General features: G+C 64.5%; 13 protein-coding genes. 3 read left to right on the top strand and 10 right to left on the bottom strand.

Translation table 11 applies throughout. The features are described 5' to 3' along the window. Positions 1-260 precede the first annotated feature (260 nt). From nirB to pcaQ, 3 genes are all read left to right on the top strand, one after another. The gene (nirB, locus tag KHO53_RS03640; protein ID WP_213569995.1) at positions 261-2,819 is read left to right on the top strand and encodes a nitrite reductase large subunit NirB; all 2,559 of its coding nucleotides are present in this window, start codon (positions 261-263) and stop codon (positions 2,817-2,819) included. Beyond that, entirely contained in the window at positions 2,819-3,184 is a 366-nt protein-coding gene (gene nirD, locus KHO53_RS03635; RefSeq protein WP_213569994.1) for a nitrite reductase small subunit NirD, read from the top strand. The genes nirB and nirD overlap by 1 nt, the downstream gene beginning before the upstream one ends. A gap of 111 nt (positions 3,185-3,295) precedes the next feature. Then, entirely contained in the window at positions 3,296-4,228 is a 933-nt protein-coding gene (pcaQ, locus tag KHO53_RS03630) for a pca operon transcription factor PcaQ (protein WP_010224234.1), read from the top strand. On the opposite strand, the gene KHO53_RS03625 is transcribed toward pcaQ, so the two are convergent. From KHO53_RS03625 to KHO53_RS03580, 10 genes are all read right to left on the bottom strand, one after another. Then, a complete protein-coding gene (locus tag KHO53_RS03625) occupies positions 4,219-5,568 on the bottom strand; it encodes a TolC family outer membrane protein (RefSeq protein WP_010224232.1) in 1,350 nt (449 codons plus the stop codon). The two genes, pcaQ and KHO53_RS03625, sit on opposite strands and share 10 nt — an antisense overlap. Next, positions 5,532-7,106 (bottom strand): DHA2 family efflux MFS transporter permease subunit, encoded by a 1,575-nt coding sequence (locus KHO53_RS03620; RefSeq protein WP_036996567.1) that lies wholly within the window; start codon positions 7,104-7,106, stop codon positions 5,532-5,534. Before KHO53_RS03620 ends, KHO53_RS03625 begins: the two co-directional genes overlap by 37 nt. Beyond that, positions 7,103-8,167: an HlyD family secretion protein gene (locus KHO53_RS03615; RefSeq protein WP_010224228.1), complete on the bottom strand. Its 1,065-nt coding sequence runs from the start codon at positions 8,165-8,167 to the stop codon at positions 7,103-7,105. The genes KHO53_RS03620 and KHO53_RS03615 overlap by 4 nt, the downstream gene beginning before the upstream one ends. A gap of 80 nt (positions 8,168-8,247) precedes the next feature. Next, complete coding sequence (locus KHO53_RS03610) at positions 8,248-9,051, bottom strand: DUF3050 domain-containing protein (RefSeq protein ID WP_010224226.1); 804 nt, start codon at positions 9,049-9,051, stop codon at positions 8,248-8,250. 32 nt (positions 9,052-9,083) lie between these two features. Then, entirely contained in the window at positions 9,084-10,076 is a 993-nt protein-coding gene (locus KHO53_RS03605; RefSeq protein ID WP_010224225.1) for a fatty acid desaturase family protein, read from the bottom strand. A gap of 10 nt (positions 10,077-10,086) precedes the next feature. Then, positions 10,087-10,905 (bottom strand): SDR family NAD(P)-dependent oxidoreductase, encoded by an 819-nt coding sequence (locus KHO53_RS03600; protein WP_223253828.1) that lies wholly within the window; start codon positions 10,903-10,905, stop codon positions 10,087-10,089. A 5-nt stretch (positions 10,906-10,910) separates the two neighbouring features. After that, positions 10,911-12,056, bottom strand: a complete 1,146-nt coding sequence (locus tag KHO53_RS03595; RefSeq protein ID WP_026001394.1) for an acyl-CoA dehydrogenase family protein — start codon at positions 12,054-12,056, stop codon at positions 10,911-10,913. Positions 12,057-12,061: 5 nt separating this feature from the next. Next, entirely contained in the window at positions 12,062-12,505 is a 444-nt protein-coding gene (locus KHO53_RS03590; protein ID WP_010224222.1) for a type II toxin-antitoxin system RatA family toxin, read from the bottom strand. Next, positions 12,502-13,773: an aspartate aminotransferase family protein gene (locus KHO53_RS03585; RefSeq protein ID WP_010224221.1), complete on the bottom strand. Its 1,272-nt coding sequence runs from the start codon at positions 13,771-13,773 to the stop codon at positions 12,502-12,504. The genes KHO53_RS03590 and KHO53_RS03585 overlap by 4 nt, the downstream gene beginning before the upstream one ends. Beyond that, on the bottom strand, positions 13,774-14,847 hold the full coding sequence (locus tag KHO53_RS03580; RefSeq protein ID WP_010224220.1) for an SDR family oxidoreductase: 1,074 nt from the start codon (positions 14,845-14,847) through the stop codon (positions 13,774-13,776). Between the last annotated feature and the right edge of the window lie 25 nt (positions 14,848-14,872).

The following is a 14,872-nucleotide window of genomic DNA, read 5'->3' as shown; positions in this document are numbered from 1 at the left end:
GAGGGCTGCACCAGCCTGGGTCGATAACGGCCCGGACGGATAGCGTAGAACCCCCGGTTTCAAAGACTTTGGCAGTTGGCACGCTACCTGCTTTTGCTTGCTTACAACGTCCTCGCGGGTCAATGGCGATTCGCAACCGGGACTACATAAAACGACCAGGCAAAGGCGCCTGGAGCTTCGGCTCCAGGCGCCTTTTTTGTTTTTCGGGGTTGGCCCCCAGCAGCAAAGCCACCGTGAATGGCCTTGAGTGAGGATCGGGTATGAATGGGTTTACCAGCATCGAAGCGCGGCAACAGCTGATCATCGTCGGCAACGGCATGGTCGGTCATCACTGCATCGAGCAACTGATCGAACGCGGTGCCCTGGGCCGCTTCCAGGTGCGGGTGTTCGGCGAAGAGCGCCAGCGCGCCTACGACCGTGTGCACCTGTCGGAGTACTTCAGTGGCAGTGATGCCGAGACCCTGGCGCTGGGCGAGGCGGGTTTGTACGCCGGGCACGGCATCCACCTGCACCTGGGTGAGCCGGTCCTGGAGATCGACCGCGAACGCTGCGAAGTGGTCACCCGCACCGGGCGCTACCCTTATGATCAACTGGTCCTGGCCACCGGCTCCTATCCGTTCGTGCCGCCGATTGAAGGCTCGCACGGGGCGGCGCGCCTGGTCTATCGCACCCTCGATGATCTCGATGCCATCCGCGCCGCCGCCAGCAGTGCCCGCCGTGGCGTGGTGGTCGGCGGTGGCCTGCTCGGCCTTGAGGCGGCCAATGCCTTGAAGTCCTTGGGCCTGGAGGCCCACGTGGTGGAGTTCGCCCCGCGCTTGATGCCGGTGCAACTGGATGCCGAAGGCGGCGCGGCCTTGCGTGCGCAGATCGAAGCCCTGGGGGTTGGCGTGCACCTGTCGCGGGCGACCCAGGCCATCGTTGCCGGTGAAGACTATCGCTACCGGATGAACTTCGACGGCGGCGAGTTTCTTGAAACCGACCTGATCGTGTTCTCCGCCGGTATCCGCCCACAGGACGCCCTGGGTCGCAGCAGCGGCCTGGAAATCGCGCCGCGCGGCGGGGTGGTGATCGACAGCGCGTGTCGCAGCAGCGACCCACGGATCTTCGCCATTGGCGAATGTGCCTCATGGAACGGCAGCGTATTCGGCCTGGTCGCGCCGGGCTACAGCATGGCGCGCAATGTCGCGGCGGCCCTGGCCGGTGAAGACGCTGGCAATTTTACCGGTGCCGACATGTCGACCAAGCTCAAACTGCTCGGCGTCGATGTCGGCTCCATCGGCGACGCTCACGGCGCTACGCCGGGCGCACGCAGCTATCGCTTTATCGACGAAGCCACATCGGCCTATCGCCGGCTGGTGGTCGATGCCAGCGGCAAACAGGTGATCGGCGCGGTGCTGGTCGGCGACAACAGCTACTACGACACCTTGCTGCAATACGTGCAGAACGGCATTGCCCTGCCAGCCGACCCGGCCGGCCTGATCCTGCCGCAGTCGGCCGGCGCGCCGGCACTGGGCGTCGATGCCTTGCCCGCCAGCGCGACCCTCTGCTCCTGCCACAACGTCAGCAAGGGCGCGGTCTGCGCGGCTATCGACAACGGTTGCGGCGACCTCGGCGAGCTCAAGCAGCAGACCAAGGCCTGCACCGGTTGCGGTGGTTGTGCGGCGTTGCTCAAGCAGGTGTTCGAGCATGAACTGATCGCCCGTGGGGTCAGCGTCGACAAGAGCCTCTGCGAGCACTTCGCCTACACCCGCCAGGAGCTGTACGCGCTGGTGCGGGTCGAGGGCATCCTCAGTTTTGACGAGATGCTCGCCAGGCATGGTCGCGGCCATGTCGGCTGCGATATCTGCAAACCCACGATCGGCTCGATTCTCGCCTCGTGCTGGAACCAACCGATCATGGACCCGTCGCTGGTACCACTGCAGGACACCAACGACACCTTCATGGCCAACATGCAGAAGAACGGCACCTACTCGGTGGTGCCGCGGATTCCCGGCGGCGAGATCACCCCCGAGAAGCTGATCGTCATCGGCGAAGTGGCGAAAAAATACGACCTCTATACCAAGATCACCGGCGGCCAGCGCATCGACCTGTTCGGCGCCCAGCTGCATGAATTGCCAGAAATCTGGGCCGAACTGATTGCCGCAGGCTTCGAGACCGGCCACGCCTACGGCAAGTCGACGCGCACAGTGAAGTCCTGCGTGGGCAGTACCTGGTGCCGCTACGGCGTACAGGACAGCGTACAGATGGCCCTGACCCTGGAAGACCGCTACAAGGGCCTGCGTTCGCCGCACAAGCTCAAGTTCGCGGTGTCCGGCTGCACCCGCGAATGCGCCGAGGCACAGAGCAAGGACATCGGCGTGATCGCTACCGAGAAAGGCTGGAACCTGTACATCTGCGGCAACGGCGGCATGCGCCCGCGGCATGCCGAACTGTTCGCCACCGACCTGGACGACGCCAGCCTGATCCGCATCATCGACCGCGTGCTGATGTTCTACATCCGTACCGCCGACAAGCTGCAGCGCACCTCGGTGTGGCGCGAAAGCCTGGAGGGCGGCCTGGACTACCTCAAGCAGGTGATCCTCGACGACAGCCTGGGCCTGGGCGCAGAACTGGAAGCGCAGATGCAGCTGGTGGTCGACCGCTACGAGTGCGAGTGGGCCAATGCCCTCAAAGACCCGGAGAAACTCAAGCGCTTCCGTACCTTCGTCAACGACCAGCGCCCGGACCCGGGTGTGCACTTTGTCCGCGAACGCGGCCAGCGCCGGCCCATCGGCGCCGGCGAACTTCACTTGATCCCGACCACCGAGGAGGTGCTTTGATGAGCCAGTCCAACGCTGCGATAACTGTTCAGGCGCAACACTGGCAGGCGGTCTGCAGCCGTACCGACCTGATCGCCCAGTCCGGGGTGGTGGTGTGGTTCGACGGCCGCCAGGTGGCGCTGTTCTACCTGCCCGGGCATGCCACGCCACTGTTTGCCGTGGACAACCACGACCCCAAGTCAGGGGCCAATGTGATCGGCCGCGGGCTGGTGGGGGAGCTCAAGGGCGAGTTGGTGGTGGCGGCACCGTTGTACAAGCAGCATTTCTGCTTGCGTGACGGGCGTTGCCTGGAGGATCCGCGGCAGGCCTTGCAGGTGTGGCCGGTGCGGATCAGTGGCGAGCAGGTAGAGCTGGGTCGCTATTGATGGCCTCATCGCGGGTCAAGCCCGCTCCCACAAAAACGGTGGGAGCGGGCTTGACCCGCGATCAACCGCAAAGCGGTCGCAGTCCGGGCCGAGCCCCGATAAACTCCGTGGATGAACCTCGATACCCGGATCAAATTCCGCCACCTGCTGTGCTTTCTCGAAATCGCCCGCCAGGGCAGTTTCGCCAAGGCTGCCGACGCCATGGCGATCAGTCAGCCGGCTATCTCCAAGACCCTCAAGGAGCTTGAAGAGCTGCTTGAGACGCGGCTGTTCGAGCGCAGCAAGCAGGGCGTCGAGCTGACCCCGGCCGGGGTGCGTTTCATGCGCTACGCCGGCCCCAGCGTGCAGGCCCTGCGCGAAGGGGTGAGCACCCTGCGCGGTGAAGAGCACGCACCGCCCCAGGTGCGTGTCGGCGTGTTGTCGACGGTTGAAAGCCTGCTGATGCCCGAGGTGCTGTGCCGCCTGCACCAGCGCCATGAGGCCCTGGTGGTCAGCGTTGCCACTGGCCCCAGTGCGCACCTGCTGGGGCAATTGCATGTGGGCGAACTGGACCTGGTGATCGGGCGCATGACCGACAGCCCGCAGATTCAGGGGCTGATGTTCGAGCACCTGTACAGCGAGTCGATGTCGCTGGTGGTGCGCCCAGGTCACCCTTTGCTCGGCCGCCAGCCGATCGAGCGCAGCCAGGTCGGGCACTACCCGCTGGTGCTGCCGCTGGCCGGCACGACCATCCGCAAGCATGCCGACAGCCTGTTCGTGCAGTGCGCCATCGAGCAACCGGCGCAACGCCTGGAAACCCTGTCGCCGGCCCTCAGCCGACGTTATGTGCAAGGCAGCGATGCGGTCTGGGTCGCCCCCCGGGATGCGGTGCGCGTTGACCTCAGCCGCGGTGAACTGTGCGAGCTGGACCTGGGCGTCAGTGAACCGGGCGGCTCGGTCGGCATCTGCAGCAACGCCGCCTTGCCCCTGGCGTTGCCTGCGCAATGGTTATGCGAGGTTTTGCGCGAGGTGGCGGCGCAGTACCGCGACGGCCACTACCCTTGAGCGCCCGCTGAGAGCAGGGCATTGATCTCTTGCAGGCCGGCGTCGCCGAGGCTGCCGCTGGCGGCCAGCAACCTGAGCTGGGCCAGCACGATCGCATAACGCTGCTCGGCCAGTTGCTGTTCGGTCTGGGTCACCTGTTGTTCGGCGTCCAGCACATCGGAACTGATCCGCGCGCCGGCCTCGAAGGCGCGGGTGGTCGAGGTCAGGTTGGTCTGGCTCGAGCGCAGCGCCTGCTGCAGCGCCGCGTACTGGCTGATGCCGCTGGTCAGGGTCAGGTAGGCCTGGCGCGCCATCAGGCCGGCCTCGCGGCGGGCGTCCTCGACTTCATCCAGGGCCACACCGTGCAGGGCGCGGGCTTCGCGGGTGCGGCTGGTGGTGCCGCCACCGGCGTACAACGGCAGGCTGACCTGCACACCGACCACGGTCTGGGTGTATTTTTCTTCCGGCAGGGTGACGTCGTAGAGGCTGCCGCCCACCGAGGCGAAGCGGCCGTGAGCGGCCACCAGGTCGACCGTGGGCAAATGCCCGGCTTGCTGCTTGTCGATTTCCTTTTCTGCCACCAGGCGCTTGATCTGCGCCGCCTGGACCTTGAGGTTGTGCTGTTGCGCCTGCTCGGCCCAGGTGCCGATCAGCGCTGGCTGCGGCCCCTGGAAGCGCACCTGCGGGTCGAGCCGCGCCAGGGCCGCGGGCACACTGCCGGTCAACTGCGCCAGGGTTTCCTGGTGCAATTGCACGGCGTTGTGCGCGGCCATCTGCCGGGCATAGGCCAGGTCGTAGCGGGCCTGGATGCGCTGCACTTCGCTTTCGGTGCCGGAGCCGGCCTGGTAGAAGCGTTCAGCCTTGCTGCGCTGCTCCTGCAGGGTGCGCACCTGCTGGCGGCTGGTGCTGAGCAGGTCTTCGGCCAGCAGCAGGTCAAAGTAGGCGTCGGCGACTCGCAGCATCAGGTCCTGGCGGGCGGCCTGCAGGTTGATTTCCCCGGCCAGCACCAGGGCCTTGCTCTGGTCATGGCCGATCACGTTCTGCCAGCGCAGCAGCGGCTGGATCAGCACCAGTGCGTAGGCATTGGAGTTGTCGCGGTTGCGTGTGGACGCGCCGCTGTCGTCGCGGTCGACCCAGGCGGCGCCCCCTTCAAGTGACAGGTTGGGCAGCAGCAGGGCGCGGCCCTGGGGTTCTTTCTCGTTGCTGGCACGTTGTTGTTCGATGGCCGCGGCGTATTTCATGTCATGGGCCAGGGCTTTTTGATAGAGCTGGTAGAGGTCATCAGCCCGGGCCTGCTGGCTGCTGGCGAGCAGTAGCAGGGCGATCAGGCTTGCGCGGATTCGCGAGAGTTGTTCGAGCACGGCAAGGCTTCCTGTTCGGATTGAGCGATTCGTTTGGGGTTGCGCATCAGCAGGACCATCGGCACACCGATCAGCATTACTGCGCCAAGCAGGCCGAAGAGCATGCTGAAGCCGAGCATCTGTGCCTGTTCACGGGTATTGACCAGGGCCAGCAGGGCTTGCGCCTGGGCCGGATCGCTGGTGCCCAGCGAGAGCACGCGTGGGTCGTAGCGGGCAACATCCCAGCCGCTGGCGATGATGCTCGACTCGGTGACGTGCTCGGATAATTGCCGGTAGCGCGCCCAGGAAAAGCGCGTCAGCAAGGTCGCGGCGATGGCGATGCCGACGCTGCCACCGAGCTGGCGCATGAGGTTGAGCACCCCCGAACCGACCGAGATCAGCTGTGCAGGCAGTTGGCGCATGGCCAGGTTGGTGAGCGGAACGAAAATCATGCCCAGGCCAAGCCCGCGGATGATCAGCGGCCAGTACAGGGTGTCGGGGCTGCTTTGCAGGGTGAACTGGGTGTGCAGGTACATCGCATAGCCGTAGATGAGGATGCCGACGCTGACGAACAGCCGTTCATCGATCTTGTTTTCCTGGGACAGCTTGCCGATCACCAGGGTGCTCACGGCGCTGGCCAGGGCCCCGGGAAAGATCACCATGCCGCTCTGGTAGGCGCTCTGGTCCAGCAGCGTCTGCAGCAGCAACGGCACCATGAACAGCGTGCTGTACAGGCCGAAGCCGACACAAAAGGCACAGACCGAGCCCATGAGGAACTCGCGGTTGCGAAACAGCGCCATATTGACGATCGGCGTGGCCACGCGCTGCTCCCACCAGAAAAACGCCAGCAGGCCGAAGCTGCCCAGCAGCAGGCAGGCGATGGTCAGGTCCGATTCCAGCCAGTCCCAGTGTTCGCCGCGCTCGAGCATGATCTGCAGGCTGCCGACGCCCAGGGCGAGCAGGGCGAAGCCGATGTAGTCGATGCTTTGCGGGCGTTTCTCGTTGATTGAGTCATGCACGCAGAGCCACGACAGAAGGATCGCCACAGCGCCGATCGGCAGGTTGATCAGAAAGATCCAGTGCCAGGAGAATTCATCGATCAGGTAACCGCCCACCGAGGGCCCCAGGGTCGGTCCCATCATTACCCCGACCCCGTACAGGGCCAGGCCAGTGCTGACCTTTTCCTTGGGGAACACGTCGTAGATGATTGCCTGGGAGATACCCAGCAAGCCACCGCCAGCCAGGCCCTGGATAATCCGGAAGGCCACCAGTTGCCAGAGCTCGGTGGACATCGCGCAGCCCAGCGAGGCCAGTACGAACAGGATCGAGGAAACCAGGTAGTAGTTGCGCCGGCCGAACCAGGCCGACAGCCAGCCACTGGCCGGGAGGATTACTACGTTGGCGACGATGTAACCGGTCGAGACCCAGGAGATTTCATCCACCGAGGCGCCGAAGCTGCCCATCAAGCTGGGAATGGCAACGTTGACGATGGTGACATCGAGCAGCTCCATCATCGAGATCAGGGTGACCGTGAAGGCCACCAGCCAGGGCGATTTCATAGGGTCTGCTCGGCGTCCCGGATGTTCACCTCAACGAACACGCTCATGCCCTGGCTCAACGCATTGCGGTATCGCTCGGGCACCTGGTCGAGTTCGATGCGCGCCTGGATGCGTTGCACTACCTTGGTGAAGTTGCCGGTTGCGTTTTCCTGGGGCAGCAGTGAGAAGCGCGCACCAGTGGCCGGCACCAGGCTTTGTACGACGCCTTCGAAGCGTTCACCGGGGAAGGCATCGACGCTGATCCGGGCCTTTTGTCCGACCCGCACGCGGCCGATGTGGGTTTCCTTGAAATTGGCGATTACCCACAGGTGCTCGGTACTGACCAGGCTCAAGAGCTTTTGCCCGGCGACCACGAATTGCCCGGGCTCGACTTCCTTTTTTGCGATGATGCCGGCCTGGGGCGAGGTCTGGCGGGTGTCCTGCAGCTGGATCCGAGCCAGTTCAAGTTCCGCTTCGGCAGCACCGATGCGGTATTCCTCGACTTTCAGTGCCGCCTTGTTGGCCAGGGTGCCTTCGACGGCGGCGCGGGAGTTACTGCGGGCTGCCTGTAGCTCGTGGTTCAGGGCATTGAAGCGCGCCTGGGCGGCTTCCAGGTCCTGGGTGCTGACTACGCCCTGGCTGGCCAGGCGCCGGGTACGCTGGTAGTCGCTGCGGGCTTGCTCGAGGTTGGCACCGAGCTGGGCGATGGCGGCTTCGGCGGCAAGGCTGCGGGCCGCGGCGCTGCGCACCTGGCTGTCCATCAGGCCGGGCATGCCACCCTGGCCGGCGGCGACCATCAGGCCGAGGTAGTTGGCCTGGGCTTGCTCGACCCGCCGGCGGTACTCGTCCTCGCGTACCTGGTAGAGCAGTTCGCCCTGTTCGACCCGGGCGTTTTCGCGGATCGGAACCTCGACCACGGTTCCGGAGAGTTTGGCACGGATCGGGATGATGACCCCCTCCACCTCGGCATTGTCGGTACTGACGTATTCCCGGGCGTATTGCCAGCGCTGCCAGCCAAGAAACAGCAGGCCACCGATTACCAGTGCACATACCGCCAATTTGCCGTATTTGCTTTTCACCATGTCATACGCTCTTCGTCTGGATTTTTATCGCGCAGGAAGGGCTGTGCACCGGGCCGTAGCCCGGCACGCAGGTGCTGCCCTCAGCCCAGTTCGGCCTGGTACTGGTGTTGTAATTCGGGTGTCGGCAGGCGCTCGGCCAACAGGTGCTGCACGCCGTCCCACAGGCCGATGCGGGCATTGATGGCGCTGCGCGCGCTGTTGACCAACTGGGTTTGCTGGGCCGGTTCGGTGATGATGGCGGCGATGATGCGTTTGGCCGCCGGGCCGTGGTCGTCGCCGTCCATCTCGATGTGGCGTTTGAGGTAGTAGGTCAGCATCGGCACGCTATCCTCGCTGACCGACCAGTTCTCCAGCAGGCGCCCGAACATGTCCGGGATGATGTCTTCGCGACCGAAGAAGAAATACGCCAGGGCTTGCTCCGTGGTGCCGTACAGGGCGACGTCGAGGGTCTGGCTGACGAAGATCTTGGCCGGCAGCGGAATGTCCGGGGCCGCCAGGGCCTGGCCAAGCGGGGCGCCGTTACCGAGCTGGGTGAGGAAGTTGCGAAACGGCGCGGTGTTGGCACCGATTTCTTCCATGGCGTTGACATACAGCTCCATGTGGCTGATGAAGCCGCCACCTGGACGCTCGTCGGTTTCCTCGCCGATGACTATCTCGTTGATCAGGCGGGCGGCGGTGATGTGCTTGGGCGCCAGCCACGGCAGCTCGACGCAGGTCAGGTCACGCTGGATGCGTTTGAGCAGGGTCATGAAGTCCCACACCGCAAAGACGTGGACCTCCATCAGCAAGCGCACGTCATCCAGGGTGGCGATATTGGCGAACAGCGGGTGCTCCAGCAGGGTGCGGCGTTCGTCCTGGATATATTGATCGATCTCGAAAGACATACTCGGCTCCATGAGTGTCATTGTTGGAAGTGTCAGCGGGCGGGTCCGCTGCCCTCGAGCGAAGCGGGTGCCCGCTCGGGTGTTGCCTGCACCTCCCCGCTGTAGGGGAACTGGCTGGAGCAGTACCTGAACGAGCCGATGAAGCTGGGCTCGAGCAAGGCCTGCCGGTCCTGGTACCAGCCACTGGCGAGCAAGCGCCGATGGACCTGGGGGAGCCGCCAGCACGGCACCCGAGGGTACAGATGGTGTTCCAGGTGATAGTTCGAGCCCGCGTGTAGCAGGCTGCACAGCAGCGAAGTGCGCGAACGGGCGATCGGCGTTTCGACGTCGCTGGCGAAGGCATGCTCCTGGTAGGCATTGACGCCGGAAATCAGCAGGGCCAGCAGCAGGCACACCACGAGCGCCGGCAGCAACACTGGCCAGTGGCTGGCCAGGCCAGCCCAGAGGACGATCCAGCCGGCCTGGCACAGCAGGTTGACCCGTGCCAGCAGGCGGATCTGCTGCGCCGGCAATGGCAAGCGGCCCTCGACCCTGGCCCCGGGCAGCGCCAGTTGCACGGTCTGCAGCAAGTAGCGAGCGGTGGCCTGCAAGCGCGAGACAATCATCCGCATCAACGGATGCCGATAGCGGCGAAACAGTCGCCAGTCCGGGTCTTGCGGGCCGTTGCTGTGGCGGTGGTGCTGCCAGTGGTCGACGAAGTAGCCGGTGACACAGAACCCTGTAAGTATCGAACTGCACAGCACGCCTAGCAGGCAACTGAGCAGGCGCTTGTCGCTGAAGTTGAAGTGAAACCCCTCGTGGCCGAGGATGCCCTGCAGGAACATCCCGTACGCCGCCGGTATCAGCAGCGGCAGGGCGCCCAGGGCCCACGCCGGGCCATGTCCGGCAAGGCCCACATAGGCCAGCAGGGGCACGGCGAACAGCAGCAGGGCATAGCCGATGACCAGGGCCGACTCCAGCGCGGACGTCGCGAACAGGCGCCGTTCGAGCTTGAGTTCAGGCTTGTGAAATGCCGGCCGGTGCATGCCTGGCTCCTTACTCGATCAGCTCGGGTTTGAGCGTCAGTTGTCCAGCCTTGGTCAGCGTGCGCAGGCGCAAGGCGATGAAGGCGTCGACCAGGCTCGGCATGCAGCGCGCACTGTACATGGCCACGGTGCCGAGGAAGGTCAGGCCGCGATTGCGCAAACCGCGCTTGAGGCAGGCACGAACCAGGCCGTCGCTGGCAGCGCCGATTTTTTCTTCAAGCGACAGCAGGGTCTTGTCGCCCAGCTTGAAGCTCACCAGGCGCTTGACCGACAGCCCCACCCGCTGGGCGGGCTGGTGGATGGCGGTATCGATGAAACCGGGGTAGACGGTGACCACATCCAGCTCCCCGGGGTACTGCATGCGCAGCACGTCTGAGTAGGCGCTCATGGCCCGCTTGCTGGCGGCATAGGCGGCAACATAGGGGGCGTTGACCAAGGCGAACAGTGACGACACGTTCACCACCTTGCCGCGGCTGCGCAGCAACCCCGGGAGGAAGGCGGCGGTGAGTTGCCAGGGGGCGAGCAGGTTGATTTCCATGGCCCGGCGCACTTCATCGGTAACCCCGGTCTCGCCGCGTTCGAGGGTCAGGGTGCCGGCATTGTTGACCAGGATATCCAGGTCGCCGAATCGTTCCTGGATTGAGTGCACGGCCTCGGCCAGGGCTTGCTGGTCGCACAGGTCGAGCAGGTAGAAGGCATCCAAGTGCAGGCTGGCGTCGCTTTCCAGGCGGTCGATACCGATCACCGTCGCGCCCAGGCGCTTGAGCTTGTGGGCGGTCTCCAGGCCCAGCCCACGGGCGACACCGGTGATCACCACGGTCTTGTTCATCAGGTTCACGCTGCAACTCCTTTGGCAATGCTGAATGAGGCGTCCTGCAGGTAGGCGTCGAGATTCTTGCTCATCGCTATCTTGGCTGGCGGATGGAACTGCAGCCCGCGGCAACTGAGCATCCACTGCGAGCTGTCGGTGGAGCGGATGAAGTCCAGGCCGCCGAGCATCTGGTGAGCCTGGTCCGAAGTACTGGCCAGCAGTTGCTCTATGCCGTAGCGCACCAGCAGCAGGCGGGCCAGGACCGCCGAGAGGTCGTCGGGGTGGCGCTGGATATCAAGTGCCGCGCCTTCCAGTGCGCTCAGGCACAGTTGCATCTGCGCGGCCAGTTCGACCCGGTGGTGTTCGCTCCAGCGCTGCTGCGCCACCACCGCTTCCACCAGGCCCAGGCAGGCGCCGAGGTAAGAGGCGCTGATCAACAGCTCGAACCAGATGAAACCGATAGTCTGGACTTCGCCCAGCTGGGTCTTGAGGCCGGCGGAAAACACCATCTTGTTGTCGACCAGCACCCGGTCCAGGCGCACCTCGACGCTTTCGGCTGCCGCCAGGGCGCTGTTTTGCCAGAACGGCTGGTGGCTGATGCCCGGCGCGCTGGCCGGGATAAGCGCGACCATCAGTTCTTCGCCCGCCGGGCTGATGCGGCTGTAACTGGCGGTCAGCAAGTCCATGGACTTGCCCAGGCTGCAGGGTTTCTTGCTGCCGCTGAGGATTACGCCGGAGGGGGTTTGTTCAGCCTGCATGCCGGCGTCGAGAATGCCACCGCCGGGTACGCCCTCGGCAAAACCCGAGGCCAGCAGCAAGCGCTGGCGGGCAATGGCTGAGAGCAACAGGCCTTCGGCGCCCGCGCCGTTCTGGCCGATGGCGACCAGGCTTGCCACCGAGAACTGGTGCATGGTGCTGGCCACCGCCAGTGACGGCGAGCGTGCGCCCAGGGCGAGTTGTACATGCACGGCCTGGAAGGCGTCGGCGCCCAGTCCACCAGCTTCCTGGTTGATCAGCAGGCTCACCGGACCGTGATGCTTGAACCAGCCAACCACCGGGCTGTCGGCTGCTTCCCGTGCGGCGAAGGGGATTTCGCCAAGCAGGGCATCAAAGCCTGGGGCAAAGTGCTCGAGAATGGCCCGCGAGCGTTGCAGTAAAGCCAGGGTCATGGTCATCAATCCTTGATGTAACTGGCCGGGAACAGGCCGCTGATGATGGCGCGGATGTTTTCCGAGATTGCCTGTTCGGCGACCGGATCGAGCATGTCGGCAAGCATCGGCAAACCGAGGTCGAAGCAGGAATCGAAGGCAATGGTGGCGTCGTTGCCATCGGCCTCTACGTGCCAGGAGCCGGAGAAGTGATCGATGTCACCGGCGGTCTGGCGGAAGGAGATCTGGCGGTTGCTCGGGTCGAAGGTGTCGCGTTCCTGCCACTTGAGGATGCCGTTGTGAAAGTTCACCTCCCAGTCAGTGAGCGTCACGTTTTCGCTGAGGTTCTTGACGTCGATCTTGCGTACCGACGTGCAGTACTGCGGATAGGCGCTGAAATTGCTGATGGCGGCGTAGACTTCATCGGCGCTTTGACGGGGGATGAAGGCATTCAGGCGGACTTCTTTCATGGGCGGGTACCGGTCGGGAGTGAGGAGGTGAGTGCCACGGCAAAGCCGTCCAGTAGCCATTCGACGTCGGTTTCGCTGTACAGCGCCGGTGGGGTCAGGCGGATGACCCGGTGATCGTTGAGCGAATGGCAGACGATGATGCGTTGGTCGAGCAGGGCCATGACCATGTTGGCGGCGATGGACGCATCGACGAACTCGAAGCCCAGCAGCAGGCCGGCGCAACGCAGTTGTACCTGTTTGGTCCAGCCGTTTTGCTCCAGTAGCTGTTCGAAGCGCCCGCGCAGCAACTCGCCCAGCGCACGGGCTTTCTGTACCAGGCCGTCACGCTGCATCACCTGCAAGGTGGCCTGCACCGCCGCCATGGCCAGCGGGTTGGCACCGAAGGTGGTGGTGTGCATCAGCGGGTTGCGGTTCAGCGGTTCCTGCATCCGCGCCGTGGCGACCATGGCGCTGACCGGCACGCAGCCACCGGACAGGCTTTTGCCGACCAGCATGATGTCGGCCACCACGCCTTCGCGCTCACAGGCCCACCAGTAGCCGGTTCGGCCCAGGCCCGACTGGATTTCGTCGAGGATCAGCACGGCGTCGTGATCGTCACAGAGTTCGCGCACCCGGCGCAGGTAGCCCGGCGGCGGGATCAGCACGCCAGCTTCGGCCTGGATCGGCTCGAGAATCACGCAGGCACGGCAATCGAGGCTGGCCAACTGCTGTTCCAGGGCCTGGGTGTCACCAAAGGGCAGGAAATGGGTGTTGCCCAGCAGGCCGGCGAACGGCTCGCGGTAGGTCGCGCGGCCGGTCACGGCCAGGGCCCCGAGGGTCTTGCCGTGGTAGCCGCCGATGGTTGAAAGGGTTGCCTGGCAGCCGTTCATGCAGGCCAGCTTCAGCGCCGCTTCGGTGGCTTCGGTGCCTGAGCTGCAGAAGTACACATATTGCAGCCCGGGCGGGCAGACCTCGGCCAGTGCCGCCGCAGCGGCGGCCTGATAGGGGTTGAGCAGCAGCTTGCTGGCCATGGCGTGGCTGTGCAGTTGCTCGCTGACCTTGGCCAGCACCTCGGGATGGCCGTGGCCAAGCAGGAACACGCCATAACCGCCGGCATCCAGGTAGCGATTGCCATCGATGTCGTAGATGTACACACCGGCACTGGAGGCTTCGATCTGCAGGTTCATCATCGACGCCAGGCGCGCATAGCCGGCATTCACATGATTGCGGTACTGCTGCTGGATCTTTGCCTTGAGGGCTTCGTTGGGGTTGGCCGTAATGCTGTTCATTCATGCCTCCATGGCAATGGCGGATCGTTGGGGACCCGGCGCCGGCACCTTGAGCATGCGCTGCATGGCCGAGAGCTTGGGCGAGAGCTGGCCGAGGGTGCGGGCCAGTTCCCGCTGCGGGTCGCGGGTATGCATGCGGTGCGCCGGCAGCAATTGCGCCAGGGAGCTGGGCAGCGGCGTACGCAGGCTGGCGTAGCGGCACATCTGCGTGGCCCGGCCCAGTGCGGCACGTACGTTCTCTTCCAGTGCCGGCAGGAATACCGGACGGATCAGCCGGTCGTAGATGTCCGGGTTCATGCAGCGCGGGCGGTCGAAGGGCTTTTGCTGGTTGGCCATCTCCGCGCACATCAGGTCCAGCAGGGTTGTGATGTCCAGGGCATCGGGGCCGTTGGTGAGGTAGTAGTCATCGCCAATCAGGCGCTGGTCCAGGGCGCTCTTGATTGCCGCGGCAGCGACGTCACGGGCGATCAGGTCGACATAGCCGCGTTCCGGGCAGGGGATGATTGGCAGGTAGCCGGACATCATCAGGCCCATGGTCAGGTGAAACCCCTGGAAGTTGGGCATATGCCCGTTCTCGGCATCGCCGATGATGATCGAGGGGCGGAAGATCGACACCGGGATGTCGGCGCTGCGCACCAGTTTTTCGGCCTGGCGCTTGGCGATTTCATAAGGCGTTTGCGGCACCACGCCAGGGTAGTAGTCGCAAGGGTGGGTGAAGGCTGTACTGATGTGGTACAGCGGCGTGCCCGCCTCCTGGACGAAGCTGACAATGTTTTCCGTGCCCTGGTAGTTCACTGAAAAGATCTGCTCGGCCTGGCCGTCGAGGCGGGTGATGGCGGCCGAATGGATCACCCAGTCGACCCTGGCCAGCAACGCCCGGTAATCGCTGTCGCTCAGGCCCAGGTAGGGCTGGCAGATATCCCCGCGCAGCACTTCGACGTTGCTCTGGCGAATCCGGCTTTTGCGCGCCAGGCAGATAATCCGGTAGTCATCACCCAGCTGGTCGATCAAGGTTTCGCCCAGTACACCGGCTCCGCCGGTCAGTAGAACGGTCATCCGTGAATGTTCAGACATGTGCTTACGCTCCTTGCAGACATGA

Origin of the sequence: Pseudomonas sp. RC2C2, assembly GCF_018390435.1 — a bacterium.
Classification (GTDB): Bacteria; Pseudomonadota; Gammaproteobacteria; order Pseudomonadales; family Pseudomonadaceae; genus Aquipseudomonas; species Aquipseudomonas donghuensis.
Note: the sequence above shows the minus strand (reverse complement) of the source record. Positions and strands in the feature narration are given on the sequence as shown.